This is a genomic window from Streptomyces sp. NPDC048106 (genome assembly GCF_040706415.1).
Lineage (GTDB): Bacteria > Actinomycetota > Actinomycetes > Streptomycetales > Streptomycetaceae > Streptomyces.
In genome coordinates, this window is sequence record NZ_JBEZND010000013.1 from 63,741 (window position 1) to 88,686 (window position 24,946).

The window sequence follows — 24,946 nt, forward strand, 5'->3', positions numbered from 1 at the left end:
GTCCTTGTTGCCCCGTGGGGGCTGCGACCCGGACGCTTCACTGTCGCTCATCCGGTGCCGACTGCACTCATTTGATCATCCGCCCGGAGCGCCCATCTGTCCAGGGGGTCTCACAGGTGAGCGACGTGAGGTCGGACACGGTTCCAGCGGTGTTTGCGTTTCCTTTGCGTCTGCCTGAATTCCAGGTGAAGGTCTTTTTGCGCCCGCCCGACCTGGGCATGCCCCTCACATGCGATTTACGGCGGCGTAGGTACCATGCGGCGCATGACTGCGTCCGCCCCCGACGCGCCCAATGACACGCCGGCCGGCGGCCGCGTTCCCCTGGCGCTCTCCTTGCCACATCCGGTCAAGCCGAGGCTGCGCGGCTGGCTGCACCTCGGCATGTTCCCGGCCGTCCTCGTCGCCGGACTCGTGCTCACCGCCCTCGCCGACTCGACCAGAGGCCGCGTCGCCTGCGGGATCTACGTCCTCACGGCCTGCCTGCTGTTCGGCGTCAGCGCGCTGTACCACCGGGGCGACTGGGGCCCCCGGATGGGCGGCCTCCTGCGCCGCCTCGACCACGCCAACATCTTCCTGATCATCGCGGGCACGTACACCCCGCTGACGATGCTGCTGCTGCCCGGCGCCAAGGGCCAGTGGCTGCTGTGGGGCATCTGGGCCGCGGCGGCGGCCGGGATCGTCTTCCGCGTCTTCTGGGTCGGCGCCCCGCGCTGGCTCTACACGCCCTGCTACATCGCGATGGGCTGGGCGGCCGTCTTCTTCCTGCCCGACTTCATGCGCACCGGCGGCATCGCCGTACTGGTCCTGGTGATCGTCGGTGGGCTGCTCTACAGCGCGGGCGGCGTCGTCTACGGCTTCAAGCGGCCGAACCCGTCACCGCGCTGGTTCGGCTTCCACGAGGTCTTCCACTCCTTCACGCTCGCGGCGTTCGTCGTGCACTACGTGGGCATCTCGCTGGTGGCGTACCAGCACGCGTAAGCCCTCCTTCCGTCTCCCCGCGGCCACGGCTCACACGAGCCGTGGCCGTTTCCGTGCCGCCATGCCATGCCGTGCCCCCGACGAGCGGGGCCCGGCCATGGCCCCGCCCGCCGCCGATGCCGGACAATGACCGGCATGACGGCCGCACGCCCCACCAGCACCTCTCCCACCCGTGGGCGCTCCGAAGGCCCCCGCCCCGGCCTGCGGGAGCGCAAGAAGACCAGGACCCGGGAGGCGATCCGCAGGGCGGCGTACGCCCTGATCGAGGAGCAGGGGTACGACGCCACGACGATCGACCAGATAGCCGACCGTGCGGAGGTGTCGCCGTCGACCGTCTTCCGGTACTTCCCGGCCAAGGAGGACATCGTCCTCACCGACGAGTCCGACGCGGTCGTCCTGGAGGAGATCAGGCGGCGGCCCGCCGAGGAGCCGTGGCCCGACGCCGTCCGGCACGCGCTGCGACGCGCCGTACAGGCCGGGCTCGACGAGGACCCGGAGGTCTCCCGGCTGCGCACCCGGCTGCTGGTCCAGGTCCCCGCGGTGCGCTCGCGGATGACGGAGAGCCTGGCGGCGACCGGCCGGGTGCTCTGCCAGGCCATCGCCGAGCGCACCGGCCAGGACCCCGGCGGCCTGGAGGTGCGGGTCTACGCCATGTCGCTGATCGGCGGCCTGATGGAGACGACCATGTACTGGGCCGAGCACGGCCACCAGGACGACCTGCGGGACCTGGTCGACCGCACCCTGGACGTCCTGGAGCACGGCCTGCCGGGCACCGAAAACCACTGAGACCCGCCCGGCCTCCCGTGCCATGCTGACGGGGTGAACGGAACCGAGATCCACGTCGAAGTCGCCCCCGAGCTGCACCTGTTCGTCCCATCGGCCCGGCGCGCCGGCGCCACCCCGCTCGGCACCGACGGCGTCTCGACGCTCGGCCATGTCATCGAGTCCCTCGGCGTGCCGCTGACCGAGGTCGGGGCGCTGGTCGTGGACGGCCGCGAGGTGCCGGTCTCGCACGTCCCGCGGGCGGGCGAGAGCGTGCGCGTCCGGGCGGTGACGCGCCCCCAGCGGGTCCCCGGCGCCCCGCTCCGCTTCCTCCTCGACGTCCACCTCGGCACCCTGGCCCGCCGGCTGCGGCTGCTCGGCGTCGACACCGCCTACGAGTCCACCGACATCGGCGATCCGGCGCTGGCCACGCGCTCGGCGGCCGAGAAGCGGGTCATGCTCAGCCGCGACCGGGGGCTGCTGCGCCGCCGCGAACTGTGGGCCGGCGCGTACGTCTACAGCACCCGGCCCGAGGAGCAGCTCCAGGACGTCCTCGGCCGGTTCGCCCCCGACCTGCGCCCCTGGACCCGCTGCACCGCCTGCAACGGCCTGCTGCGCGGCGCCACCAAGGAGGAGGTCGCCGACCAGCTCAAGGGCGGCACCCAGCGGTCGTACGACGTCTTCGCCCAGTGCACGACCTGCGGGCGCGCGTACTGGAAGGGCGCGCATCACGACCAGTTGGAGGCGTTCGTGGAGCGGGCGTTGAGCATGGGTACCCAGGGGAGTACTCAGGGCGGTTGAGTAGCCGGGCCGGTCCCGGTGACCGGGGCCGCGCGGTGGGATGAACGCATGAACACCACGACTCCGCAGCCGGTCACCCTCACCCCGCCGCAGAAGGACCGCTTCCTCAGCGGCTGGGCCGTCGCCGGGCTGCTCCTGCTGCTGCCGACCGTCGTCCTGTCCTGGCTGGTCGTGCTCTCGGGCGAACGCGGCACCCAGTGCCTGATGTACGGCGAACAGTGCTCGACGATTCCCGGCTCGGCGCTCTACGCCGCCTTCTTCCTGGCCCTCGCCGCGGGCATCGTGGCGCTGGCCTGGCCCAGGGGCCGGGGGACGTACGCCCGGGCCTGGGCCGTGCTCGTGCAGTGGGGCGCGCAGCTCGTGCTGGGGGCGCTGATCCTCAGCGGGGCCTGACGCCTGCGGATCAGGAGCCGCCGAGGGCCGTGCGCAGCCGGTCCGGGTCGGTGGTCGGGGCGTCGCAGGTGAAGTCGCGGCAGACGTAGGCGGCCGGTGCGCCCGACACGAGCGGACGGTCGGCGAGCAGCGGGAACTCCTCGCTGTCCGGGGTGCCCACGGCGACGACCGCGCCCGGGGCGGTGCCCAGGAGCGCCGCACGGTGCAGGGTGGTCGTCGCCGGGTCGGTGAGGGACGGGCCGACGACCGCGACCTCCCGCGGCCCGTCGAGCAGTGCCTCGGCGACGGCGAGCCCCCAGCCGATGAAGCGGGGCACGCGCGGACCGAGGGCCTGTACGACGCCCAAGGCCCGTTCGGCGGCGGTCCGATGGGCCTCGGAGCCGGTCTGCGCGGCGTAACCGAGCAGCGCGCCCGCGGCGGCCGTCCAGCCGGACGGGGTGGCGTTGTCGGTGGGGTCCTGGGGGCGGCGGATGAGCTGTTCGGCGTCGGCGGCGGTGTCGTAGAGCGCGCCGGTCCCGGGGTCGGCGAACCGGTCGAGCACATGGCCGAGGAGCAGCCCGGCGAAGTCCAGCCAGACACCCTCGCCGGTCACGGAGGCGAGGGCGAGGAAGCCCTCGGCGACGTCGGCGTAGTCCTCCAGGACACCGGAGTTGGGGCCGACCCGGCCGTCCCTGCTGGTGCGGGCGAGCCGGCCGTGCTCGTCGAGGTGCACGCGGACCAGCAGGTCGGCGGCGCCGAGGGCGGCCTCGGTCAGGTCGGGGCGGTCGAAGTAGGCGCCGGTCTCGGCGAGCGCGGCGATGGCGAGCCCGTTCCAGGCGGCGACGACCTTGTCGTCCCGGCCGGGCGCGGGCCGCAGCGCGCGGGCGTCGAGCAGCCGGCGCTTGACGGAGGCGATCCGGTCGGCGTCGAACACGCCTTCGTCCTGCGGGAGTTGGAGGACCGACTGGCCGTGCTCGAAGGTGCCTTCCTCGGTGACGCGGAAGAACTGGGCGGCGAGCCGGGCATCCTCCTCGCCGAGGACCTCGGTCAGCTGCCGCGGCGTCCAGACGTAGTACGCCCCCTCGACGTGCCGTCCGCTGCCGTCGTCGCTGTCGGCGTCGAGCGCGGAGGCGAACCCGCCTTCGTTCGTGCGCAGTTCGCGGACCATGAAGTCCGCGGTCTCCAGGGCGACCCGGCGGGCGAGACCGGAGCCGGTGGCCCGCCACAGGTGCGCGTACACGCGGCACAGAAGGGCGTTGTCGTACAGCATCTTCTCGAAGTGCGGCACGAGCCAGTCGCGGTCGACGGAGTAACGGGCGAACCCGCCGCCGAGCTGGTCGTAGAGGCCGCCGCGGGCCATGCGCTCGCAGGTGTCCCGGGCCATCTGGAGCGCGCCCTCGGCCCCGGTGCGCGCGTGGTGGCGCAGCAGGAACTCCAGCACCATGGACGGCGGGAACTTGGGCGCGCCGCCGAATCCGCCGCGCTGCGGGTCGTATTCGCGGGTCAGCCCGAGCAGCGCCTGGGCCAGTTCCTGCTCCCCGGGCGGCCGCGTCCCCTGCGGGCCGATCTCCCGCTGCGCCAGGTCCCGCACGATCTTCCCGGCGACCTCGCCGACCTCGTCCCGCCGGGTGCTCCACGCCTGCTGGACCCCCTCCAGCACCTGCCGGAAGGACGGCATCCCGTGCCGGGGCGCGGGCGGGAAGTAGGTGCCGAAGTAGAACGGTTCGGCATCCGGCGTGAGGAACACGGTCATCGGCCAGCCACCCCGCCCGGTGGCGGCCTGCACGGCCTCCATGTACACGGCGTCGACGTCGGGCCGCTCCTCGCGGTCGACCTTGACGCTGACGAAGTGCTCGTTGAGGTACTCGGCGGTGTCCTGGTCCTCGAAGGACTCGTGGGCCATCACATGGCACCAGTGACAACTGCTGTACCCCACACTCAGCAGCACCGGTCTGCCGCTCCTGCGCGCCTCCTCGAAGGCCTCGGCCGACCAGGGCCACCAGTCGACGGGGTTGGCGGCGTGCTGCAGCAGATACGGCGACGTCTCATGGGCCAGTCGGTTCACCGTTCCACTCTCCCACGGTGCGGGCGGCGCCGTGGTGACGGATCGACGCCGGGCGTGCCCTCTCGGCGCAGCGGGCGGTCCGCCGGTCGGTTCGCCGGTCGGAGCCGGGCGGCCTGTCGGTCGGTTCGCCGGTCAGGAGGCGGCCGGTTCGCCGGTGGTCAGGAGCCGGCCGGTTCGCCGCTCCGCTCGTCCGCGGGCTCCGGCACCGCGTAGTAGCGCATCAGCATCGGGCGCGCGCCCTCCGGGGCCTCCTCGCGGGGATGGCCGTAGCGGTCCAGCAGGGCGCGGTAGTCACGCGTGAACGAGAGCAGTTCCTCGCGGGTCATCCAGGTGCCGTGGCGCTGGACCTGGGCCCAGCCGTCGGGGCCGCGGTATTGCTGGTGGGCGCGGTGGTACAGGGCGGTGTCGAACTCGATCTTGAGGTGGGCGAGTCGGGCGGCGGCCGCGTACTCGTCCGGGGCCATGGCGGCCGGGTCCGGCGTGGTGTGCCGGAAGGGCAGCGCCCGCCACCAGCGCTCGCGGCCGCCGGACTTCTCCGGGATCTCCTCGATGAGCCGCTGATCGGCGAGTCTGCGCAGGTGGTAGCTGGTGGTGCCGGAGCTTTCGCCGAGTTCGCGGGCCAGCACCGTGGAGTTCGCCTCGCCGTGCCGGCCGAGGTATTCGAGGATCCGGCGGCGCAGGGGGTTGCCCAGGGACTTGTAGAGCGCGGTGCGCTCCAGGCTGGTCATCTCGGGCAGGCCGTCGGTCATGCGGAAACGGTAACCCTGAGAACCCTGAGACGTCCCTGACGTTTGCCGAATTCTCTTTGCAGAATTTTCTCTGCGATCTACTGTGGCAGAGCCGGGTCGAAGACGGCCGCGGTTCCGGGGAGGTCTGGGAGGGGGCGGAGCGTGACGGCGAGGAAGAGGTGGACGCTGATCGGGCTGGGCGCGGCGGCGGTCCTGCTGGTGCCGTGGATGGCGGTGCTCGCGGTGACTCTGCCCGGCCGCACCACGGTGAACCACTGGCCGCTGGCCTGGATCGGCCTCGACGTCCTGATGGCGGCGGGCTGCGCGGCCACGGCCCTGCTCGGCCTCCGCGCCGACCCCCGGGCCCGCCTCACCGCCTCCGCCACGGCGTCCACGGCGGTCCTCGACGCATGGTTCGACATAACCACCGCGGGCACGGGCACGGCCCTGTTCCAGGCGGTGGGGTGCGCGGTGGCGGAGGGAGCGCTGGCGGGGGCGTGCGTGTACCTGGCGCTGGGCAAGGGGCGGTGCCGGGCGCGGGTGTCGTCGTAGCTCCCGGCGCACCCGGTCTCGCCGAGGCGGGGCGCACGCCCGGGGCCGGCCTGCGGGCCCGGCGGCTGTGCATGCCTCCGGACCGCCGCGCCCCGTGAGGAGACGGGGACGGCGGTTCCGGCGGACGGCTGACCTACCCTGTGCGGCCCCCGGCTCGGAGGACCGAGGCTCGGGGTCCGCGGCTCCAGGGTCCGGGCCCGGGGCGCGTGGCCCGGGGCTCATGGGCCGGGGCTCATGGCCCAGGGCCAGGTCAGCCCGGGATCAGCTTCGCGGGGCCGGGGAGTCGGCCGGGCGGCCGTCCGTGCCGGTCTCGGCGGGCTCCTTGAAGTCGACCTTCCGCATGTGCTTGCTCATCGACTTCATGAGGCCCCACACCGCCACCGCCATCACCGCGAACACGATGAAGCCGAGGACACCGGGGGTGACCTTGTTCTGGTCGAGATCGGCGAGGGAGACGAGGTCCGTCGCTGCCAGGCTCACGCTTGCACTCATGTCAGGCATTGTCCCGGATGCCCGCGAAGAGGTCGTCCTCGGGGAGGGAGGTGTCCACGAGCGACTTCGCCAGTTCGTACTCCTCCGTGGGCCAGACCTCCTTCTGGAGCTCCATCGGCACCCGGAACCAGCCGCCGTCCGGATCGATCTGCGTGGCGTGCGCGATCAGCGCCTTGTCGCGGATCTCGAAGAAGTCCGCGCAGGGAACGTGCGTGGTCAGGGTGCGCTCGGTGCGCTCCATCTCGTTCCAGCGCTTGAGCCACTCCCCGTACGGCGACTCCAGGCCGCGGTCGAGCATCGCCTGGTGCAGGGCCTCGGTGCGGGGGCGGTTGAAGCCCTGGTTGTAGTAGAGCTTCAGCGGCCGGTGGGCGGGGCCGAACTCCTCCTCGGGGTACTTCTCGGTGTCCGCCGCGCCTTCGAACGCCACCATGGAGATCTTGTGGGTCATGATGTGGTCGGGGTGCGGGTAGCCGCCGTTCTCGTCGTAGGTGGTGATCACCTGCGGGCGGAAGGAGCGGATCTGGCGCACCAGCTCGCCGGCCGCCTTGTCGACGTCCTCCAGGGCGAAGCAGCCCTCGGGCAGCGGCGGCAGCGGGTCGCCCTCGGGCAGCCCGGAGTCCACGAACCCGAGCCACTCCTGCTCGACGCCCAGGATCTCGCGGGCCTCGTCCATCTCCTTGCGGCGCACCTCGTGGATGTTCGCCTCGATGTAGGGGTCGCCCTGGAGCTTCGGGTTGAGGATGGAGCCGCGTTCACCGCCGGTGCAGGTCACCACCAGCACGTCCACCCCCTCGGACACGTACTTCGCCATGGTGGCCGCGCCCTTGCTCGACTCGTCGTCGGGGTGCGCGTGAACGGCCATCAGTCGCAGCTGGTCAGTCAAGACTCAATCCTCGGTAGGTCGGCGCCCCCAAGGCTCAGGGCGCAATCGAAGGCTTCTATAGTGACCGAATCGGGGGGCGATTAATTCCGCGGAGAGGACGATCATGAGTACGGCGAGCACGGGGCTGCCCACGGGCCGCTACGGCCGCTCCTCTGACGAGCGTGCCGACCGCAAACTCAAGATCGCCGCCATGGTGCTCGGCGTCGTCCTGCTGGCCGGTGTCGGTTACTTCGCGTACCACTACATCGTGCAGACGAAGATCAGCGCCCAGGTGATCACCTTCGACGCCACGGACAACACGGTCAAGGCGCACCTGGAGGTCCACAAGGACGCCGGGAGCGACGGTTACTGCACCCTGCGTTCCCAGTCGGCCGACGGTGCCGAGGTCGGCCGCGCCGACTTCCACTTCACCGGTCCGGCCACGCGTATCGACAAGGTCGTCACGCTGCGTACGACGGCCCGCGGCACCACCGCCGAGCTGCTGGGCTGCCACAGCGGCTGACACGCCGGCCATCTCGTCGGCCCCCTCGTCGGCCGACACGCCGGACCGCCCCGCCCCGCCGCCCCTTCACCCGGAATGCGGACGGCCCGGCCTGCGTTGATGTGAATCTGATGGCTTATGTCCTCCCCCTTCCGCCGATGAATTGTTAGGCTCGTGGTTTCGCCCATCCATGAGGGAACATTCTTCTGGGTAGGGCGATGCTTTGTATTCCCAGTACCGACGAGGAGCACCCTGTGACCCAGACCAGCGAGAACGTCACCTGGCTGACCCAGGAGGCGTACAACAAGCTCAGGGACGAGCTTGCGTACCTTACTGGTCCTGCGCGCACCGAGATCGCCGCCAAGATCGCGGCCGCGCGCGAGGAGGGCGACCTGCGCGAGAACGGCGGGTACCACGCTGCCAAGGAGGAGCAGGGCAAGCAGGAGCTGCGTGTGCGGCAGCTGACCCAGCTTCTCGAGAGCGCCAAGGTGGGCGAGGCCCCGGCCTCCGCCGACGGCGCCGTCGCGCCGGGCATGGTCGTCACGATCGCCTTCGACGGTGACGAGGACGACACCATGACGTTCCTGCTCGCCTCCCGCGAGTACGCGAGCTCGGACGTCGAGACGTACTCGCCGCAGTCGCCGCTGGGGGCCGGTGTCATCGGCCACAAGGTCGGCGAGGACGCGGAGTACGAACTGCCGAACGGCAAGAAGGCCTCGGTCCGCATCCTGAAGGCCGAGCCCTACAACGGCTGAGCCCCCGCGAACCACCGAGACCCCCGGCCGTCAGCGGACGCCGGGGGTCTTTTCGCGGCCGTACCCCGTACGTCGTACGGCGGCTCAGGAGATGACCGTGTAGCCCGCGTCCCGCAGGCACCGGCCCAGCTCGGCGCAGTGCGCCGGGCCCTTCGTCTCCAGGTGGAGTTCGACCTCCACCTCGCTGAGCCCGAGCCGGGGGTCGGTGCGGACGTGGCTGACGTCGAGGACGTTGGCGTCCACCTCCGACAGCACCCCGAGGAGGGTGGCGAGAGCGCCCGGACGGTCGGGGAGCCGCAGCCGTACGGCCAGGTAGCGGCCCTGCGCGGCCATGCCGTGCCGCAGGACCCGCTGGAGCAGCACCGGATCGACGTTGCCGCCCGACAGGACGGCGACGACCGGGCCCTCGAAGGCGTCCGGGGCCGCGAGCAGCGCCGCGACCGGGCTCGCGCCGGCCGGTTCCACGACCAGCTTGGCCCGCTCCAGACACAGCAGCAGCGCGGCGGAAAGCTGGTCCTCGGTGACCGTGCGCACCTCGTCCACCAGCTCGCGGATGATGCCGAACGGCACCGCCCCCGGCTTGCCCACCTTGATGCCGTCGGCCATCGTGGCCGGGTTCGCCACCGCGACCGGGTGCCCGAGGGCCAGCGAGGGCGGATAGGCCGCGGCGCCCTCCGCCTGGACGCCGATGATCCGCACGTCAGGCCGGACGGCCTTCACCGCGACCGCGATCCCGGCCGCCAGTCCCCCGCCGCCGACCCCGACGACGATCGTGCGCACCTGCGGGCACTGCTCCAGGATCTCCAGGCCGACCGTGCCCTGGCCCGCGATGATGTCCGGGTGGTCGAAGGGGTGGATGAACACCGCGCCGGTGCGGGCCGCGTAGTCCTGGGCTGCGGCCAGCGTCTCGTCCACCACCTGGCCGGTGAGGCGCACCTCGGCGCCGTACTCCCTGGTCGCGCTGACCTTGGGCAGCGGGGCGCCGTGGGGCATGAACACGGTGGCGTGCACGCCCAGCAGCGAGGAGGCCAGGGCGACGCCCTGCGCGTGGTTGCCGGCACTCGCGGCCACCACCCCGGCCGCCCGTTCCTCCGGCAGCAGCCCGGCGATGCGCACATAGGCGCCGCGCAGCTTGAACGAGCCCGTGCGCTGGAGGTTCTCGCACTTGAGCTGCACCGGGGCGCCGACCAGCTGGGACAGGTGCCGGCTGCCCTCCATCGCGGTCGCCCGCGCCACGCCCGAGAGCATCTTCCGGGCCCCGCGTACGTCGTCCAGGGTGACGGAACGCAAGGGGTGGGTGGTGCGGTGGTTCATCTCTCCAGCATCGCAGTTCGTCGTGTCGTACGACGGACGCGACCAAGGGCCAAGACGGGTTTGCGCAGCGCCGGTACGGCCCGGCGCCGGGCCGCGTACCCTGTCCCCCAACCTTGCAGCCCTTCATGAAGCGAGCCTCCGGCCATGCCCACAACACCTGAAATGTCGATGGACATGACGACCGTCGGTGATCCCGGTCTTCTCGACTCCCTCCAGCACGAGGTGGCGGTGTTCGCCCGCCGAGCCGAACAGACGCGGCTCGGCGGTGTCGGGCAGGTGCGCAACTCCATGGACCGCGCCGCGTACCTGCTGCTCAACCGCCTCGACAAGGAGGGCCCGATGGGCGTCAAGGCGCTCGCCTCGGGCATGGGCATCGACTCCTCCACGGTCACCCGGCAGGTGGCCCCGCTGGTCGACACCGGCCTCGTCAAGCGCACCTCGCACCCGGAGGACGGCCGCGCGGTGGTGCTCCAGCTGTCCCCGCGCGGCGCCGCCCGGCTGGCGGAGGTGCGCTCCTCGCGGCGCCGGCTGATGGCCGAGTTGACCGAGGACTGGGCGCCGGAGGAACGCGAGCAGTTCCGGACGCTGCTGACCCGCTTCAACCACGCCCTGTCGGAGCGGGCCCAGGGGAGGCATCCCGAGTCTTGACCCACGGCCCGCGCTGGCCTCATATGAGACCCGTGGTCCTGCGTCGTACGCGATTCACCTGTCCCGTACCGGACAGGGCCCCGTGACGGGGAGGCGTTTTGCGGGATCGGCAGGTGTCCAGACAAGACGGCCGGGCCCAGGAGTTCGAGGCATTCGTGGCGGGCGCGGCCGGGCGGCTGCTGCATGCCGCCACACTGCTCACCGCGGAGGCGCGGGACGCCAACCCGCGCGCGCGGCGCCTGCTGACGCTGGCGCTCGGCCACACCTACGCCCGCTGGCACCGGCTGCGCGGCGAGGACCCGTACGACTGCGCCCGCCAGTTCCTCGCCGTCCGCTTCGCGCGCACGACCTGGCACCGGCACCGCCTCTTCGGCCGCGACAGGCCGGCCCCGTGCGGCCCGCTCGGCGCGCTGAGCCCGCAGGAGCGGCTGGTCCTGGTGCTGCGGATGTACGAGGGGGTCGCCGAGGAGCAGACGGCGGCGCTGCTCGGACTGACCGCGGAACGCGTGCACACGGTCTGCGACCGGGCCACGTCCCTGGTGCTGCACCCGGTCCGGCCGGCCGGTCCGCGGGCGGCGAACGCGAAGGTGGCACCGTCATGAGCACGCCGAGACAGCGGAACACGGGGAGGCCGGCGTGAACCGGGCCGAGCGGGAGGCCGCCGTACGGCGGGTCATGGGCGAACGGCCGGTACGGGTGCCACCGGAGCTGTACCCGGACGCGGTGCGGCGCGGCGAGCGGCTGCTGCGGCGCGGACGGCTGGCGCGCCGGACGATGTGGCTGCTGGTGGGCCTGGCGGCGGTGGCGTTCGCGGTGTGGGCGGCGTACGCCCACCCGTGGGTGGAGCCGCCCTCGCAGACGACTCCACCGGTGGACGACTGGTGACCGGGCCGGACGACCCGGCCGGTGCCGTCCGGGCCAGGACCTGGCGCGGGTCCCGGCCGAGGGCCTGGCGCGGGTCCCGGCCGAGGGCCTGGCGCAGGTCCTACCCGAGGGCCTGGCGCAGGTCCTCCAGCAGGTCGTCGACGTTCTCGATGCCGACGGAGAGGCGGACGAGGTCGGCGGGGACCTCCAGGGCCGAGCCGGCCGCGGAGGCGTGGGTCATCCGGCCGGGGTGCTCGATCAGGGACTCGACGCCGCCGAGCGACTCGCCGAGGGTGAACACCTTGGCGCGGTTGCACACCTCGACGGCCGCCTCCTCGCCGCCCTCGACGCGGAAGGAGATCATGCCGCCGAAGGCGCGCATCTGCTTGGCGGCGACCTCGTGCCCGGGGTGCTCGGGCAGGCCCGGGTAGAGCACGCTGGTCACGCGGGCGTGCCGGCCGAGCATGTCGGCGACCTTGGTGGCGTTCTCGCTGTGCCGGTCCATGCGCACCGCGAGGGTCTTGGTGCCGCGCAGCACCAGCCAGGAGTCGAAGGGGCCGGCGACGGCGCCCATCGCGTTCTGGTGGTAGGCCAGCTCCTCGCCGAGCGTCTGGTCGGAGACGATCAGGGCGCCGCCGACGACGTCCGAGTGGCCGCCCATGTACTTGGTCAGGGAGTGCACGACGACGTCCGCGCCGAGCGACAGCGGCTGCTGGAGGTAGGGCGTGGCGAAGGTGTTGTCCACCACGAGCCGGGCGCCCGCGTCGTGGGCGACCTGGGCGACGGCGGCGATGTCGGTGATGCCGAGCAGCGGGTTGGAGGGCGTCTCCACCCAGACGGCCTTGGTCCGCGGGGTGATCGCGGCCCGCACGGCGGCCGGGTCGCTGGTGTCGGCGACGGACCACTCCACGCCCCACCGGGTGGCGACCTTGGAGAAGAGGCGGAAGGTGCCGCCGTAGGCGTCGTTCGGGATCACCACGTGGTCACCGGGGGTGAGCAGCGTGCGCAGCAGGGTGTCCTCGGCCGCGAGACCGGAGGCGAACGCGAGGCCGCGGTTGCCGCCCTCCAGGGCGGCGAGGTTCTCCTCGAGGGCGGTACGGGTCGGGTTGGCGCTGCGGCTGTACTCGTAGCCGCCGCGCAGTCCGCCGACGCCGTCCTGCTTGTAGGTCGAGACCTGGTAGATGGGCGGGACGACCGCGCCGGTGAGGGGATCCGCGGTGTTGCCCGCGTGGATCGCGAGGGTCTCGAAGTGCTGACTGATGTGCCTGTCGCTCATGTGCACCGAGCGTAGTGCGCCCGGCGCGATCCTGGCGCCCGGTCGTGGCGGCGGGTGCCGGTCGGAGGGATATCCCTGTGTCGGGTGTCATGCTCCGGATCGGAGTTGTCCACAGGCCGGGCGGCGAGGTTGTCCACAGGCCGACGGCGGCGTTGGTCAATTGCCGGTGGTGTCTGGAACGCTTGGGGCATGGCGATTCTCTGGCTGCCCCTGGCACTGCTCATGCTGGGCTTCGTGCTGCTCCCTCTCGTGCGGCGCAGGCGCGGGATGATCGAGCAGGTGCACCCGGACCACCCGGACGCCGCCGACCCCGCGCACTACGGCTTCCTGCGCGAGGAGGAGCTGGACGTGCGCCTGCCCGGCCCGGACAAGGACCTGCTGGACGCGCTGGAACTGGTGCAGCGCACCCGCGACTACACGGCGGCGGCCCAGTTGCTGGCCGGCACCGAGACGGCGGGCGAGCTGCGCTGGCAGCGGGTGCAGGCCCTGGCCGGCGCGGCCGCGCTGGAGCTCGAACAGCGTCCTGGCGGGGTGCACGAGACGCCGGGCGGCCAGTGGCTGCGGGTGTGGCGGGCCGAGCGGCCCGAGGACGCGGGCGGTGCCGCCGTGCACGCGGAGTTCCTGGTGCAGCGGGCCTGGCGGGCGTCCACGGCCGGCTCGGAGGACTTCCGGCTCCTCCTGGAGGAGGCCCGGGAGGTGTGCGGGCAGGCGGCCGGGCTGGCGCCCGCCGACCCGGTGCCGCACATCATCGAACTGGCCGTAGCCCGTGGACTCGGCGTCCCCCGTGACGAGTTCGAGCGGCTGTGGCTGAAGGTCCTCGACCGCGCCCCGCACCACATGGGCGCGCACCTGGCCGCGCTCGCCTACTGGTGCGAGAAGTGGCACGGCTCGCGCGAGCAGGCGTACGCCTTCGCCGAGGCGGCCGCGGCCCGCGCCCCGCGGGGCTCGCTGCTGTCCGCGCTGCCGCTGTTCGCGGTGTTCGAGCACCTCCCCGAGGTGAACCTGGTGCTGAGCCTCTACCAGAGCGAGGTCATCACCAAGGCGATCCAGGGCGCGCTGCACGCGGCGCACGAGGCCTCGGCCACCGACCCGGCGCTGCCGCACGTCCGCCACCTGCTGGTCTTCTTCCTGGTCCGCGCCGAGCGCTGGGCTGAGGCCATGCACGAGCTGATACGCGTCGACGGCCATGTCGGCGCCCTGCCCTGGACGCTGGCGGCCGATCCGGCGGCCGAGTTCGCCGTCTTCCGCGCGCTGGCGGTGGCGGGGTACGAGGCCAACGGGGGCAGCCCGGCGAGCCTGCCCGGCTGACCCGCCCCGCCGTCACTCCCGCCGTCACAGGCCCCCGCCGCCGCGTCGGTCACAGGGCACCCACAGAAACCCCATTGCCCTCCTGACCTGCGGTAGGGCATACTCCGGCATCCCCCCACACCGCACCACGCGCGCGCCGGCGACCGTCGCGCTCCCGTGCTGCACCCGTCCCGTTTTCCGTTTCCGAGGTCCTGTGGGGGGATCCGCCCGATGGGCGCAACTCTGCGCGCGCTGCGTGCTCTTGTGCTGCTGCTCGGCTTCTATCTGCTGAGCCTGGTCCTGCTGGCCGCGCTGGCCGGTGCCGACGTCGCCGCCTTCCGGTGGGGGCACGGCCCGGCGGTGGCGAAGCTCGGTTTCGTCACGGTGCTGCTGGCCATCCCCGTCGTGCGCGGCATGTTCATGCTGCGCACCCCGAAGGGCGAGGACAGCCCCGGGATCGACGTCACCGAGGCCGACGAGCCCCGGCTGTGGGCGCTGGTGCGCGAGGTCGCGGCGGCGGCCGGCACCCGCGCCCCCGACCGGATCCGGCTCACCGGCGAGGTCAACGCGGCGGTCAGCGAGGACCCGCGGCTGCTCGGTCTGCTCCCCGGGCCGCGCCGCCTCTACCTGGGCGTGCCGCTGCTGACCGGGCTGACCGAGGCACAGTTGAGGGCCGTACTCGCCCATGAGTACGGGCACTTCACCGGGGGCGACACCCGGCTGTCCGCGCTGGTGGTGCGCGGCCGGGTGCAGCTCGGGCGGGTCATCGCGCAGTTCAACGAGCGAGCGGACGGCAAGGTGGCCGCCGAGCGGGCCAGGCAGGAACAGGCCGCGGCCAGGCGGGTCACGAAGGGCAAGAAGGCGAAGAAGGTCGACACGTCGGGCTCCGGGGCGACGTACCGGATGATGGCGTCGATCTACAACCAGTACGCCAAGCTCTACCTGCGCGCCTCGCTGTCCACGGCGCGGGCGCAGGAGTTCGCCGCCGACCAGGTCGCCGCCCGGATCGCGGGGCGCGACGCCATGGCCGCCACGCTGCGGGAGATCCCGGTGCTGGCCGCCTCGCACGGCTTCTACCTGGACTCCTACGCCACGCTGGGGCTCGGGGCCCGGCTGCTGCCGCCGCGCGGTGAGTTCTTCGGCGGTTTCGGCGCACTGCTGGCGGCGCGTACCGAGGAGTTGGAGGGACTGCGCCGGGAGCTGCCAGAGGAGCCGGCGTCGCCGTACGACTCCCACCCGCCGATCGCGGAGCGGGTGCGGCGGATCGAGGCGCTGCCCGCCGACGGCCGCGCCCGCGAGGCGACGGGCCCGGCGCTCGCCGTGCTCACCGACCCGGCGCGCACCCTGGCCGTGCTGGAGGACGCCGTCCTGACCGACGAGGTGCTGGGCTACGGGCGCGCCACCGGCTGGCCGGAGCTGCTGAACGCCTCGATGGCCTCGGGCCTGTCGTCGGCGCGCACCCCGTTGCACCAGGCGCTGGCCGCCCACACCGGGCAGCCGGCGACGCTGGCGGCGCTGCTGGATCTCGTGGACGCGGGCGGGCTGTGGCGGCTCGCGGAGCGGCTGCCCCTGTCGGCGGAGGCGAAGGCGGCACGGGGGCGGGCGTTCCGCGAGTTCGCCCGGCCGGTGCTGCACCGGTCGCTGCGGAACATGGTGCTGGCCGAGTTCAGCGCGCGCTCGCTGCTGACCTGGGACTTCTCCTGGTCCGGCCCGGCCGTCGTGCGGCTGCCCGGCGAGGACCCGGCGGCCGGCGGTGCCGGGGAGTCTCCGGCGCAGGCCCTGGAGTCGGCACTGACCGCGGCCCTCGCGGACCACCCCGACACCACCGCCCTGCGCGCCCTGCTGCCCCCGGCGCCCCAGCCCGTCTGAACCGCCGCCCCGAGAACCTCCCGGCACCATTCGCCTGCCCTGCACTGCACTGCCCTGCCCCGAACCGAGGAACGGACCGCACTCACAGATGACCGTCCTGCTCTGGATCCTGGCCGTCCTGGCCCTGCCCGTGGTGATCGCCGCCGTCTGGTTCACCGGTGTGTTCGTGAAGGAGCTGTTCTCCCCGAGCCCGCCCGACCCGGACGCGACGGCGCTCGCCGCCGAGCGGCTGGGCCTGCTGCCCGCGGAACGCCAGGACACCCAGCACGCCGCGCCCCCGCCCGCCGCGTGGACGGCCGCGCTGACGGCGGCGCGCGGCGGCGACTGGGCGCCGGCGGCCGCGCTGCTGCGGGCCAACGGGCGTGACTGGGAACGCCGTTCGGCGATCACCGCCGAGCTGGGCACGCTCGCGGCCGAGGAGGACGGCTGGCTGCTGGCCTGGGAGGCGGCGCGCCCGGACGACCCGGACGCGGCCGTGGTCAGGGCGCAGAGCACGGTGTACCTGGCGTGGGAGCTGCGGGGCGCGCAGCGGGCCCAGCACACGAGCCGGGAGCAGTTCGAGGGGTTCCATCGCATGCTGTCCGCCGCCCGGAAGGAGATCGCGCGGGCGGCGGAGCTGAACCCCGGGGACCCGACGCCGTACATCGTGGAGATCTGGGTGGGGCTGGGTCTCGGCTACCCGCACGCCGAGATGGACGAGTTGTGGGAGCGGATCACGAGCCGCGCCCCGCACCACTACGGCGCGCACTACGCGGCGCTCCAGTACTGGTGCGCGAAGTGGCGCGGCTCCAAGCAACTGGCCTTCGAGTTCGCGGAGCGCGCGGTCGCGGCCGCGCCGCCGGGCAGCCTGCTGACGGTGCTGCCGCTGATCGCGCACTTCGAGCACGACGAGACCACCGACGTCGCCGCCGACAGCACCCCCGAGATGCTCGCCCTGGTCGACGCGGGCCTCGCCGACGCGGCGGCCTGCGCGGCGGGCGACCCCGACCGCCCCGGCCTCGCCCAGCTGCGCCACCTGCTCGCCTACTACCTGCACCTCCAGGACCGGCACGAGGCGGCGCTGGAGCAGTTCCGGCTGGTCGACGGCCATGTGGACGCCCTGCCGTGGAGCTACCGGGGCGACGGGGCGGCGTCGTACTACTGCCGGGTGCGGAACGAGACGGTGGGGGCGGTGCCGGACGCCGCCTGACCGGGGCCGCGGACCCGCGCCCGGTCACCCGCCGCTCGGCTGCGGCGGGTGACCGGGCGCCAGGACTCAGATCGTCGCGGTGTCGATCACGAAGCGGTACCGCACATCGCTGGCCAGCACCCGCTCGTACGCGTCGTTGATCTCGGAAGCGGCGATCAGCTCGATCTCCGCGCCCAGACCGTGCTCCGCGCAGAAGTCCAGCATCTCCTGGGTCTCCGGGATGCCGCCGATGCCGGAGCTGCTGAGGCTGCGGCGGTTGCCGAAGAGGGACTGGAGGACGATCTGGACCGGCTCCTCGGGGAGGCCGACGTTGACCATCGCGCCGTCGGTGCGCAGCAGCGAGAGGAAGGCGGCGAAGTCGAGGGGGGCCGAGACCGTGTTGAGGATGAGGTCGAAGGTGCCCTTGAGGTCCTCGAAGGTCTTCGGGTCGCTGGTGGCGTAGTAGTGGTCGGCGCCCAGCTTCAGGCCGTCGTCCTTCTTGCGCAGGGACTGGGAGAGGACGGTGACCTCCGCGCCCAGCGCGTGCGCGATCTTGACGCCCATGTGGCCGAGGCCGCCGAGGCCGACGACCGCGACCTTCTTGCCGGGGCCGGCGTTCCAGTGCTTCAGCGGGGAGTACGTGGTGATGCCGGCGCACAGCAGCGGCGCGGCCACGTCGAGGGAGAGGCCCTCCGGGATGCGGACGACGTAGTTCTCGTCCACGACGACCTTCTGGGAGTAACCGCCGTAGGTGGGCGTGCCGTCCCGGTCCGTGTCGTTGTACGTCCAGGTGCAGCCCTTCTCGCAGTACTGCTGGAGGCCGGCCTTGCAGTTGTCGCACTCCCGGCAGGAGTCGACCATGCAGCCGACGCCCACGCGGTCGCCGACGGCGTACTTCGTCACGCCGGAGCCGACCTCCGCGACGACGCCCGCTATCTCGTGGCCCGGCACCATCGGGAAGGTCGCCTTGCCCCAGCCCTCGCGGACCTGGTGGATGTCGGAGTGGCAGATACCGGCGAACTTGATGTCGATCAGGACGTCGAACTCGCCTACCGCCCGTCGCTCGATGGCGGTGCGCTCCAGGGGGGCCTTCGCGGCGGGCGCGGCGTACGCGGCAACAGTGGTCATGACGGGGTCTCCCTCACAAGGTGTGGCACGTGCCCGGCTGCTTTTCCACCGAGCACATCCCCAAGAGTGCCTTGTCTCCCGCGAAGCACCCAGTCCACGCCTTTGCGTACGTCCGCCGTGCCTACCACTGGCGGGATCAGGCTGGCAGGTCTACGACCAGCGGGGGCGACGGATACTTGCGGTATGGACGAACAGCGGGAGGCCGCCGTGACCGGCCCGCCCCTGGACCGGCGGGCCGAGCTCAGCGAGTTTCTGCGCAGCCGGCGGGCCCGGCTCAAGCCGGAGGACGTGGGACTGCCCGACTTCGGCCGGCACCGCCGGGTACCGGGGCTGCGCCGGGAGGAACTGGCGCAGCTGGCCGGGGTGTCGGTGGCGTACTACACACGCCTGGAGCAGGGCAACGGCCGTAACGTCTCGGCGGAGGTCCTGGACTCGATCGCCCGCGCCCTGCGGCTCACGGACGCCGAGCACGCGCACCTGACCCATCTGGCCAAGCCGAAGTCGCACAAGAAGAGGCCCGCGGCCCGGCAGCAGCAGGTGCGGCCGGCGCTGTGGCAGCTCCTGGACACGATGGACGGCGTGCCGGCGTACATCGTGGGCCGGCGCTCGGAGATCCTCGCCTGGAACCGGATGGCGGCGGCGGTCTTCGGCGACTGGGCCGGGCTGCCGGTGGCCGAACGCAACTGGGCGCGGCTGGTGTTCCTCAATCCCGGGTACCGGGACCTGTTCATCGACTGGGAGCAGAAGGCGATCGACATCGTCTGCGCGCTGCGGATGGACGCGGGCTGCTATCCGGACGATCCGCGGCTGTCCGCCCTGGTGGGTGAACTCTCCGTCAAGAGCGAGGAGTTCCGCCGGCTGTGGGCCACGCACGACGTCAAGGAGAAGAGCCACGGCGTCAAGCGGCTGCACCACCCGCTGGTGGGCGACCTCGCCCTGAACTTCGAGTCCTTCCGCATGTCGGACGGCACCGACCAGTGCCTGGTCACCTATCACGCGGAACCCGGCTCCGGCTCCGCCGAGTCCCTGCGGCTGCTGGCCAGCTGGGGCACGGACGCCACCCGCGCGGGGACGTCCGCGTAGCCCCGGCCGGCCGGATCTCAGGCGCCCGCGTTCTCCTTGACCGTGATCTTCCCCTTGCGGATGGTGGCCACCCGGGGGGCCTTCTTCGCGAGTGTGGAGTCGTGGGTGACCATGACGAAGGTCAGCCCGTGCTCCCGCCACAGCTGTTCGAGTACGTCCATGATCTCGTCGCGGGTGCTCTCGTCGAGGTTGCCGGTCGGCTCGTCGGCGAGCAGCACCTTGGGCTTCTTCACCAGGGCGCGGGCGATGGCGACGCGCTGCTGCTGTCCGCCGGACATCTCGCCGGGCAGGTGCCCCAGGCGTTCGCCGAGGCCGACGGACCGGAGCGCGTCGGCGGCGAGTTCGCGCCGCTCCTTCGTCTTGACGCCGAGGGGGACCAGGGCGGTCTCCACGTTCTCCTGGGCGGTGAGCGTGGGGATGAGGTTGAAGGACTGGAAGACGAAGCCGATGTTCTCGCTGCGGACCCGGGTCAGCCGGGCCTCGGCGAGCTTGGCCAGGTCGGTGCCGTCCAGGACGATCTCGCCCGAGGTGGGGCGGTCCAGGCCGCCGAGCATCTGGAGCAGGGTGGACTTGCCGCCGCCGGTGGGGCCCTGGATGACGAGGCGGTCGCCGTCGCCGATGGTCAGGTCGACGCCGTCGAGGGCGTGGACGGTCTCCTTGCCCCGGGTGTAGCGCTTGGTGACGTTCTTGAGTTCATACATGGTGGCTCCTGGGAGGGTTTTCGGGGAGGGCGGTCGCGCGGCGCTACTCGACCCGCCGCAGCGCGTCCGCCGGGCGGAGCCGGGACGCGCGCCAGCCGCCGAAGGCGCCCGCGATGAGGCCGCCCGCCACCGCGAGGCCCACCGCCAGCAGGATCGTCGTCAGGCTCACCGGGGCAGTCAGGGCCACCTGCAGGGACTTCGCCGCCTGCCGGCCGGGGCCGACACCGCCGCCGAAGCCTGCACCGCCGCCGAAGCCCGCGCCGCCGGGCCGGTCGCCGCCGAACCCGCTGCCGCTCGCGCCGAGCTGGGCTTGCAGGGTCGGGCTGATCGCGCTGACGACGTAGGCGCCCGCGAGGCCGAGGGCGATGCCGAGGACGCCGCCCACCAGGCCGTTGACGATCGCCTCGCCGACCACCTGCCGGGTGACCCGGCCCGACTTCCAGCCCAGCGCCTTCAGGGTGCCGAACTCACGCACGCGGCGGGAGACAGCGGAGGAGGTGAGCAGGCCCGCGACCAGGAACGCGGCCACGAGGACCGCGATCGACAGCCACTTGCCGACGTTGGTGGCGAGCGAGGAGGCGGTGGACAGGGAGCCCGAGACCGTCTTGGCGAGGTCGGAGGAGGTGGTGACCGTCGTACCGGAGACGTTCTTCTGGATGGTGCTCTTGACGGAGTCGATCCGCTGGGAGTCGGTCGCCCGCACGTAGATCGTGGTGACCTTGTCCTTCTCGCCCGCGAGGGTCTGCGCCTGCTTCAGCGGGATGTACAGGTTGGCCGCCGGGTCGCCGCTGTCCGCGGTGGCGATGCCGATCACCGTGTACTTGGTGTCCTTGATGGTGACGGTGGAGCCGACCTTGTACTTCTTCTCCTTGGCGTAGGCCGAGTCGGCCACGGCCACCTTGGCGTTCGTCTCGGTGGTCCGGAAACCGCGGCCGCTGGTGATCTTGGACGAGGTCAGCGGGCCGAGCCCGGTCCGGGTGACGTCGGTGCCGTAGACCGTGTACTGGTTGATGCCGAAGTCCGCGCCGCCGCCCTTGACCTCGCCCTGCGGCCGGCCGGAGCCGCCGCGCTCGAAGCCGCCACCGCCGCCGTTGCCGTTCTGCTGGAACTGGCCGCGGGTGAAGGTGCCGCTGACCTTGACCACGGAGAGGTTCAGTCCGCCCGCGGCCGCCGACACGCCCTGCTGGCCCGAGACCTTGGAGACGGTGGAGGAGGCGAGGGTGGTGAAGCCCTGCACCCGGACCCGGTCGCTGCTCTGCGTCGACTTGTCGCCGTCGCCCCGCGCGCCGAACTGGAAGCGGGGCTGCTGGGAGCCGGCGGCGGTGGGCGTGGCCGCCTTGGTGACCGTCATGTCGGTACCGAGGCCGTAGAGCGACTGAAGGACCTTGTCCTGGGCCTTGCCCATGCCGCTGGCCACGGAGTTGACCACGATGACCAGCGCGATGCCCAGCGCGAGGCCGGAGGCGACGACGAGCGCCGCCTTCCGGCGGCGGCGCAGTTCGCGCCTCAGGTAGGTGAAGAACATGCGCCGCACGCTAGGAACGCCCCGTGACGGCACACTGAGCCCACCCTAAAAAAGGGATAAAAAAATCCCCCCGCAAACAGCGGTGCCGCCCCCGCGGGGGCGGCACTCGACGAGCTGTCGGGGGGCGCGGCTCAGGCGGCCGAACCGGCCTTCCACTGGGCCCAGTCCATGTTCCAGCCGTTGAGGCCGTTGTCCGGGGAGACGGTCTTGTCGCCGGTGTTCTGGACGACCACGACGTCACCGATCAGGGAGTGCTCGTAGAACCAGGCGGCCGGGGTGTTCGGGTCGTTCGCGCCCTTGGCGTCCTGGAGGCCGACGCAGCCGTGACTGGTGTTGACGCTGCCGAACACCGAGGGGGCGCCCCAGTAGTTGCCGTGGATGAAGGTGCCCGAGGTGGTCAGGCGCATGGCGTGCGGGACGTCCTTGATGTCGTACTCGCCCTTGCCGTCGTCGTCGGTGAAGCCGACGGTCGCGCCGTTCATGCGGGTCTGCTTGAACTTCTCGGAGATCACCATCTGGCCCTCGTACGTGGTGTGGTCGGGGGCGCCGGCGGAGATCGGGATGGTCTTGACGACCTTGCCGTCCTGGGTGATCTTCATCTGGTGGGTCTTCGCGTCCACGTAGGAGACCTGGTTGCGGCCGATGTGGAAGGTGACCGTCTTCTGCTGGACGCCGGTGATGCCGTTGCCGCCCTGGACGCCGTCGAGGGCGAGCTTCAGGGTGACGGTGGAGCCTTCCGTCCAGTAGTCCTGGGGGCGGCAGTCCATGCGGTTGGCGTTGAACCAGTGGCAGGCGACCTCCTGGCCGCTGCTGGAGGTGACCGCGATGCCCTTCTGCACGGCCGCCTTGTTCGTGATCGCCTTGTCGAAGTTGATCGAGACCGGCATGCCCACGCCGACGGTCGCGCCGTTGTCGGGGGTGAAGGTGCCGATGAAGCTGTTCGCCGGGGAGACGGTGGTGAAGGACGCGTTCTCGTGGGCTATGCGGCCCTGGGAGTCCTTGGCCGTCGCGGCGATCTTGTAGGTGGTGGAGCGCGCCAGCTGGACGGACGGCTTCCAGCTCAGCTTGTCCGCGGACAGCTGGCCGGCGACGGCCCTGCCGTCCTCGGTGGCCATGGTGACGCCGGTGAGCGTGCCCTTGCTGACGGTGACGATGCCGGAGTTGTTGATCGACGCGTTGTCCGAGCCGTCCTTCGGCGTGACCGCGATCTGCGCCTCGGACGACTTCTTGGCCGCCGCCGCGTCCGCCTGGGCCTGCGACGACTCGCCGTTGCCGTGGGCCGAGGCCTTGTCCCCTCCGGAACAGGCCGAGAGCATCAGCACACCGCCGAGCAGAGCGGACGCGGCCATCAGGCCCTTGCGCCGCTTACCGTCCGTCATCACAAGCTTCTCCATCGTTGCCGAGTCGCAGATAACCCCGAGAGTCCCCGTAAGAACCTCCAACGCTACGGCCGGTTCGTCCCGTTCCGGATCCACCGGTTCTGTGGGGCACACCACTTCGCCGTCGGGCGGTGGTGTGTGATCGGCCGTGCGTCTGACCGAGACGACGAAACCCCGGACGACGGTTGCCGTCGTCCGGGGTGTGAAGTGCCCCGGGCCGCTCAGCCGATGCCGTCCTCTTCGTCGTCGTCCGCCCCATCATCCCCGTCGATGTCCCACTCGGGCGAGTCCGGGTCGTAATCGATCCGCTCACTCGACCAGGAGGCCTGCTGCAGCTCCACCCCGGGCACCTCGCTGACCAGGTCGAACGGGTCCACGAGATAGGCGAGGGCCTCCGCGGTGTCTTCCGTCACAGCGCCCTCTGCCTGGCCTCGCTCGGCCTCCGGCAGCTCGGTGTCGGCGGCGAGCCGGTTCAGCGCGGCCTTGGCCACCTCGTCGTCGTCCAGCACCTCGACGACCAGCTCCACCCGAAGCCGCACATAACGTGATGTCTCTTCTTCGCTCATGGCGGGAGCGTACGGCCGAAACCTCCCGTGACTTTCCCGTGACCCGCGCCTTTCACTAACATCGCCTCACACGGCCAATTCGCCAGCGTCACAAGGGGATCGATATTCCGTGTCATCCGCTCGCCGCCCGCTGCTGACCGCCACCGCCGCGGGCACCCTGCTGTGTGCCCTGTGGTTCGTCCCGTCCGCGAACGCGTCCCAGGAGGGACCGGCGCGGGACACTGCGGTCGGCTCCGTCTCGACCTTCTCCGCGCCCGTCACCGAACAGGCCGACGTGGTGACGGCGGCGGCCACCAGAACCGGTACGGGGACGGCGGCCGGCGCCCAACTCGCCGACACCGGAAGCCCGGACACCACGCCGTACGTCATCGGTGGCGGCCTGTTCCTCGCGCTGGGCGCCGGGTTCGTGGTCTATTCGGTGCGTCGCGAACGCCTGGGTTTTTAATATCTCTTGACTGATCTTTCACAGAGCTTACATAGTTTGATCATGAAGAGATCAACGGGCGTGCGACTGTGCGCCGCTGTCGCTGTGAGCGCGCTGTCATTCGCCCTTGTCACAGGCTGTTCTGACGGAGCGTCGGACAGCTCCTCGGGGAAGAAGGCGCTGAACGCCGCCGAGTTGAAGAAGCTGATCGTCACCAAGGATGAACTGCCCGGTTACGAGGTCGGTCCGGTGACGCAGGCCAAGGCCCGGCGGATCACCACCGAGAACGCGACCTGCAACCCCCTGGCCCGGGTGATGAGCGGGCTCGCGCCCACCGACGCGCCGGCCAGCACCGACCGCATGGCCACCGAGAACGCGAAGAAGCAGCCCTCGGCCAAGCCGACGAACCTGGAAGACCTCGACGAGGACAAGTTCGAGGAATCGATGCAGAAGTCCCTGGACCGGGACGTCACCCTGGTGACGCTGGCCTCGTACGACGGGGACGGCGCCGAACAGGCCCTGAAGTCGCTGTCCGCCGCCCTGAAGGCGTGCGCGGGCGGATTCACCGGCCGGCAGGCGGGCAGCGAGGCGAAGTTCAGCAAGGTCACCGAGGAGAAGCCGACGGGCGGCGGGGACGCGTCGGTGGCGTTCGCCGCGGAGGTCCAGGGCGACGAGAGCGACGGCCAGGACGCGGCGCCCGTGCACGCCGAGGTCGACCGGCACGGCTCCACCCTGTCCGTCTACGTCACGACGAACCTGGGCGCGATGATGGCCAAGAAGGCGTACACGGTGACGCCGGCGGTCGTGAAGGCGCAGGAGACCAGGCTCAAGTGAGGTGAGGAAGG

General features: G+C 71.9%; 27 protein-coding genes. 16 read left to right on the forward strand and 11 right to left on the reverse strand.

Going from position 1 to position 24,946, the window contains the following annotated elements; genetic code table 11:
* Positions 1 to 264: 264 nt before the first annotated feature.
* The 4 genes from AB0927_RS16020 (at position 265) to AB0927_RS16035 (ending at position 2,934) form a co-directional block, all read left to right on the forward strand.
* Entirely contained in the window at positions 265 to 978 is a 714-nt protein-coding gene (locus AB0927_RS16020) for a hemolysin III family protein (protein ID WP_366668187.1), read from the forward strand.
* Positions 979 to 1,104: 126 nt separating this feature from the next.
* Entirely contained in the window at positions 1,105 to 1,764 is a 660-nt protein-coding gene (locus AB0927_RS16025) for a TetR family transcriptional regulator (RefSeq protein WP_366668188.1), read from the forward strand.
* A 33-nt stretch (positions 1,765 to 1,797) separates the two neighbouring features.
* Positions 1,798 to 2,541 carry a Mut7-C RNAse domain-containing protein gene (locus AB0927_RS16030; protein WP_366668189.1) on the forward strand — a complete coding sequence of 248 codons (744 nt, stop codon included), beginning with the start codon at positions 1,798 to 1,800 and terminating at the stop codon, positions 2,539 to 2,541.
* 48 nt (positions 2,542 to 2,589) lie between these two features.
* Positions 2,590 to 2,934 (forward strand): hypothetical protein, encoded by a 345-nt coding sequence (locus AB0927_RS16035; protein WP_366668190.1) that lies wholly within the window; start codon positions 2,590 to 2,592, stop codon positions 2,932 to 2,934.
* Between the two features lie 10 nt (positions 2,935 to 2,944).
* Here the strand turns inward: AB0927_RS16035 and AB0927_RS16040 are convergent, their stop codons facing one another.
* Together AB0927_RS16040 and AB0927_RS16045 are read right to left on the reverse strand one after the other, a co-directional pair.
* A complete protein-coding gene (locus AB0927_RS16040) occupies positions 2,945 to 4,978 on the reverse strand; it encodes a thioredoxin domain-containing protein (RefSeq protein ID WP_366668191.1) in 2,034 nt (677 codons plus the stop codon).
* A 158-nt stretch (positions 4,979 to 5,136) separates the two neighbouring features.
* Positions 5,137 to 5,727 (reverse strand): helix-turn-helix domain-containing protein, encoded by a 591-nt coding sequence (locus tag AB0927_RS16045; RefSeq protein ID WP_366668192.1) that lies wholly within the window; start codon positions 5,725 to 5,727, stop codon positions 5,137 to 5,139.
* A 141-nt stretch (positions 5,728 to 5,868) separates the two neighbouring features.
* Here AB0927_RS16045 and AB0927_RS16050 point away from each other — a divergent pair, with 141 nt between their 5' ends.
* Positions 5,869 to 6,258 carry a hypothetical protein gene (locus AB0927_RS16050; protein ID WP_366668193.1) on the forward strand — a complete coding sequence of 130 codons (390 nt, stop codon included), beginning with the start codon at positions 5,869 to 5,871 and terminating at the stop codon, positions 6,256 to 6,258.
* Between the two features lie 261 nt (positions 6,259 to 6,519).
* On the opposite strand, the gene AB0927_RS16055 is transcribed toward AB0927_RS16050, so the two are convergent.
* Positions 6,520 to 6,759, reverse strand: a complete 240-nt coding sequence (locus AB0927_RS16055) for a hypothetical protein (protein ID WP_366668194.1) — start codon at positions 6,757 to 6,759, stop codon at positions 6,520 to 6,522.
* Entirely contained in the window at positions 6,752 to 7,633 is an 882-nt protein-coding gene (mca, locus tag AB0927_RS16060) for a mycothiol conjugate amidase Mca (RefSeq protein WP_366668195.1), read from the reverse strand. The genes AB0927_RS16055 and mca overlap by 8 nt, the downstream gene beginning before the upstream one ends.
* A 103-nt stretch (positions 7,634 to 7,736) precedes the next feature.
* On the opposite strand from mca, the gene AB0927_RS16065 reads away from it, so the two are divergent.
* A complete protein-coding gene (locus tag AB0927_RS16065; RefSeq protein ID WP_366668196.1) occupies positions 7,737 to 8,135 on the forward strand; it encodes a DUF4307 domain-containing protein in 399 nt (132 codons plus the stop codon).
* A gap of 233 nt (positions 8,136 to 8,368) precedes the next feature.
* On the forward strand, positions 8,369 to 8,869 hold the full coding sequence (greA, locus tag AB0927_RS16070; protein ID WP_366668197.1) for a transcription elongation factor GreA: 501 nt from the start codon (positions 8,369 to 8,371) through the stop codon (positions 8,867 to 8,869).
* Between the two features lie 84 nt (positions 8,870 to 8,953).
* Here greA and ilvA read toward each other — a convergent pair whose 3' ends face one another.
* A complete protein-coding gene (gene ilvA, locus AB0927_RS16075; protein WP_366668198.1) occupies positions 8,954 to 10,183 on the reverse strand; it encodes a threonine ammonia-lyase in 1,230 nt (409 codons plus the stop codon).
* Between the two features lie 162 nt (positions 10,184 to 10,345).
* Here ilvA and AB0927_RS16080 point away from each other — a divergent pair, with 162 nt between their 5' ends.
* The 3 genes from AB0927_RS16080 to AB0927_RS16090 all read left to right on the forward strand — a co-directional run bounded on the left by AB0927_RS16080 (position 10,346) and on the right by AB0927_RS16090 (position 11,716).
* Positions 10,346 to 10,831, forward strand: coding sequence for a MarR family transcriptional regulator (locus tag AB0927_RS16080; RefSeq protein ID WP_366668292.1), 486 nt, complete (start codon positions 10,346 to 10,348; stop codon positions 10,829 to 10,831).
* A 98-nt stretch (positions 10,832 to 10,929) separates the two neighbouring features.
* Positions 10,930 to 11,433: a sigma factor-like helix-turn-helix DNA-binding protein gene (locus AB0927_RS16085; RefSeq protein WP_366668199.1), complete on the forward strand. Its 504-nt coding sequence runs from the start codon at positions 10,930 to 10,932 to the stop codon at positions 11,431 to 11,433.
* Positions 11,434 to 11,467: 34 nt separating this feature from the next.
* Positions 11,468 to 11,716 carry a hypothetical protein gene (locus AB0927_RS16090; protein ID WP_366668200.1) on the forward strand — a complete coding sequence of 83 codons (249 nt, stop codon included), beginning with the start codon at positions 11,468 to 11,470 and terminating at the stop codon, positions 11,714 to 11,716.
* A 100-nt stretch (positions 11,717 to 11,816) separates the two neighbouring features.
* On the opposite strand, the gene AB0927_RS16095 is transcribed toward AB0927_RS16090, so the two are convergent.
* Positions 11,817 to 12,971 carry a cystathionine gamma-synthase gene (locus AB0927_RS16095; protein WP_366668201.1) on the reverse strand — a complete coding sequence of 385 codons (1,155 nt, stop codon included), beginning with the start codon at positions 12,969 to 12,971 and terminating at the stop codon, positions 11,817 to 11,819.
* 189 nt (positions 12,972 to 13,160) lie between these two features.
* Between AB0927_RS16095 and AB0927_RS16100 the strand changes: the two genes are divergently transcribed.
* From AB0927_RS16100 to AB0927_RS16110, 3 genes are all read left to right on the forward strand, one after another.
* Positions 13,161 to 14,279: a hypothetical protein gene (locus AB0927_RS16100; RefSeq protein ID WP_366668202.1), complete on the forward strand. Its 1,119-nt coding sequence runs from the start codon at positions 13,161 to 13,163 to the stop codon at positions 14,277 to 14,279.
* A gap of 210 nt (positions 14,280 to 14,489) precedes the next feature.
* Positions 14,490 to 16,127, forward strand: a complete 1,638-nt coding sequence (locus tag AB0927_RS16105) for a M48 family metalloprotease (protein WP_366668203.1) — start codon at positions 14,490 to 14,492, stop codon at positions 16,125 to 16,127.
* 88 nt (positions 16,128 to 16,215) lie between these two features.
* A complete protein-coding gene (locus AB0927_RS16110) occupies positions 16,216 to 17,316 on the forward strand; it encodes a hypothetical protein (protein ID WP_366668204.1) in 1,101 nt (366 codons plus the stop codon).
* A gap of 66 nt (positions 17,317 to 17,382) precedes the next feature.
* On the opposite strand, the gene AB0927_RS16115 is transcribed toward AB0927_RS16110, so the two are convergent.
* Positions 17,383 to 18,423, reverse strand: coding sequence for an NAD(P)-dependent alcohol dehydrogenase (locus AB0927_RS16115; protein ID WP_366668205.1), 1,041 nt, complete (start codon positions 18,421 to 18,423; stop codon positions 17,383 to 17,385).
* A gap of 183 nt (positions 18,424 to 18,606) precedes the next feature.
* Between AB0927_RS16115 and AB0927_RS16120 the strand changes: the two genes are divergently transcribed.
* Positions 18,607 to 19,506 (forward strand): helix-turn-helix transcriptional regulator, encoded by a 900-nt coding sequence (locus AB0927_RS16120; protein WP_366668206.1) that lies wholly within the window; start codon positions 18,607 to 18,609, stop codon positions 19,504 to 19,506.
* 17 nt (positions 19,507 to 19,523) lie between these two features.
* Here AB0927_RS16120 and AB0927_RS16125 read toward each other — a convergent pair whose 3' ends face one another.
* The 4 genes from AB0927_RS16125 to AB0927_RS16140 form a co-directional block, all read right to left on the reverse strand.
* Entirely contained in the window at positions 19,524 to 20,207 is a 684-nt protein-coding gene (locus AB0927_RS16125) for an ABC transporter ATP-binding protein (RefSeq protein WP_366668207.1), read from the reverse strand.
* 43 nt (positions 20,208 to 20,250) lie between these two features.
* Positions 20,251 to 21,732 carry an ABC transporter permease gene (locus tag AB0927_RS16130; protein ID WP_366668208.1) on the reverse strand — a complete coding sequence of 494 codons (1,482 nt, stop codon included), beginning with the start codon at positions 21,730 to 21,732 and terminating at the stop codon, positions 20,251 to 20,253.
* 131 nt (positions 21,733 to 21,863) lie between these two features.
* Positions 21,864 to 23,111, reverse strand: a complete 1,248-nt coding sequence (locus AB0927_RS16135) for an Ig-like domain-containing protein (RefSeq protein ID WP_366668209.1) — start codon at positions 23,109 to 23,111, stop codon at positions 21,864 to 21,866.
* Between the two features lie 221 nt (positions 23,112 to 23,332).
* The gene (locus AB0927_RS16140; protein WP_366668210.1) at positions 23,333 to 23,677 is read right to left on the reverse strand and encodes a hypothetical protein; all 345 of its coding nucleotides are present in this window, start codon (positions 23,675 to 23,677) and stop codon (positions 23,333 to 23,335) included.
* 109 nt (positions 23,678 to 23,786) lie between these two features.
* Here AB0927_RS16140 and AB0927_RS16145 point away from each other — a divergent pair, with 109 nt between their 5' ends.
* Both AB0927_RS16145 and AB0927_RS16150 read left to right on the forward strand, forming a co-directional pair.
* Complete coding sequence (locus AB0927_RS16145; RefSeq protein WP_366668211.1) at positions 23,787 to 24,122, forward strand: hypothetical protein; 336 nt, start codon at positions 23,787 to 23,789, stop codon at positions 24,120 to 24,122.
* A gap of 84 nt (positions 24,123 to 24,206) precedes the next feature.
* Positions 24,207 to 24,935, forward strand: coding sequence for a hypothetical protein (locus AB0927_RS16150; RefSeq protein ID WP_366668212.1), 729 nt, complete (start codon positions 24,207 to 24,209; stop codon positions 24,933 to 24,935).
* Positions 24,936 to 24,946: the final 11 nt, after the last annotated feature.

Excerpts from the sequence above, each read along its gene's own strand:
- AB0927_RS16020 (WP_366668187.1), top strand. The coding sequence starts at position 265 with ATGACTGCGTCCGCCCCCGACGCGCCCAATGACACGCCGGCCGGCGGC.
- AB0927_RS16025 (WP_366668188.1), top strand. The coding sequence starts at position 1,105 with ATGACCGGCATGACGGCCGCACGCCCCACCAGCACCTCTCCCACCCGT.
- AB0927_RS16035 (WP_366668190.1), top strand. The coding sequence starts at position 2,590 with ATGAACACCACGACTCCGCAGCCGGTCACCCTCACCCCGCCGCAGAAG.
- AB0927_RS16045 (WP_366668192.1), bottom strand. The coding sequence starts at position 5,727 with ATGACCGACGGCCTGCCCGAGATGACCAGCCTGGAGCGCACCGCGCTC.
- AB0927_RS16055 (WP_366668194.1), bottom strand. The coding sequence starts at position 6,759 with ATGCCTGACATGAGTGCAAGCGTGAGCCTGGCAGCGACGGACCTCGTC.
- AB0927_RS16065 (WP_366668196.1), top strand. The coding sequence starts at position 7,737 with ATGAGTACGGCGAGCACGGGGCTGCCCACGGGCCGCTACGGCCGCTCC.
- ilvA (WP_366668198.1), bottom strand. The coding sequence starts at position 10,183 with ATGAACCACCGCACCACCCACCCCTTGCGTTCCGTCACCCTGGACGAC.
- AB0927_RS16080 (WP_366668292.1), top strand. The coding sequence starts at position 10,346 with ATGTCGATGGACATGACGACCGTCGGTGATCCCGGTCTTCTCGACTCC.
- AB0927_RS16095 (WP_366668201.1), bottom strand. The coding sequence starts at position 12,971 with ATGAGCGACAGGCACATCAGTCAGCACTTCGAGACCCTCGCGATCCAC.
- AB0927_RS16100 (WP_366668202.1), top strand. The coding sequence starts at position 13,161 with ATGGCGATTCTCTGGCTGCCCCTGGCACTGCTCATGCTGGGCTTCGTG.
- AB0927_RS16105 (WP_366668203.1), top strand. The coding sequence starts at position 14,490 with ATGGGCGCAACTCTGCGCGCGCTGCGTGCTCTTGTGCTGCTGCTCGGC.
- AB0927_RS16110 (WP_366668204.1), top strand. The coding sequence starts at position 16,216 with ATGACCGTCCTGCTCTGGATCCTGGCCGTCCTGGCCCTGCCCGTGGTG.
- AB0927_RS16115 (WP_366668205.1), bottom strand. The coding sequence starts at position 18,423 with ATGACCACTGTTGCCGCGTACGCCGCGCCCGCCGCGAAGGCCCCCCTG.
- AB0927_RS16120 (WP_366668206.1), top strand. The coding sequence starts at position 18,607 with ATGGACGAACAGCGGGAGGCCGCCGTGACCGGCCCGCCCCTGGACCGG.
- AB0927_RS16125 (WP_366668207.1), bottom strand. The coding sequence starts at position 20,207 with ATGTATGAACTCAAGAACGTCACCAAGCGCTACACCCGGGGCAAGGAG.
- AB0927_RS16130 (WP_366668208.1), bottom strand. The coding sequence starts at position 21,732 with ATGTTCTTCACCTACCTGAGGCGCGAACTGCGCCGCCGCCGGAAGGCG.
- AB0927_RS16135 (WP_366668209.1), bottom strand. The coding sequence starts at position 23,111 with ATGACGGACGGTAAGCGGCGCAAGGGCCTGATGGCCGCGTCCGCTCTG.
- AB0927_RS16140 (WP_366668210.1), bottom strand. The coding sequence starts at position 23,677 with ATGAGCGAAGAAGAGACATCACGTTATGTGCGGCTTCGGGTGGAGCTG.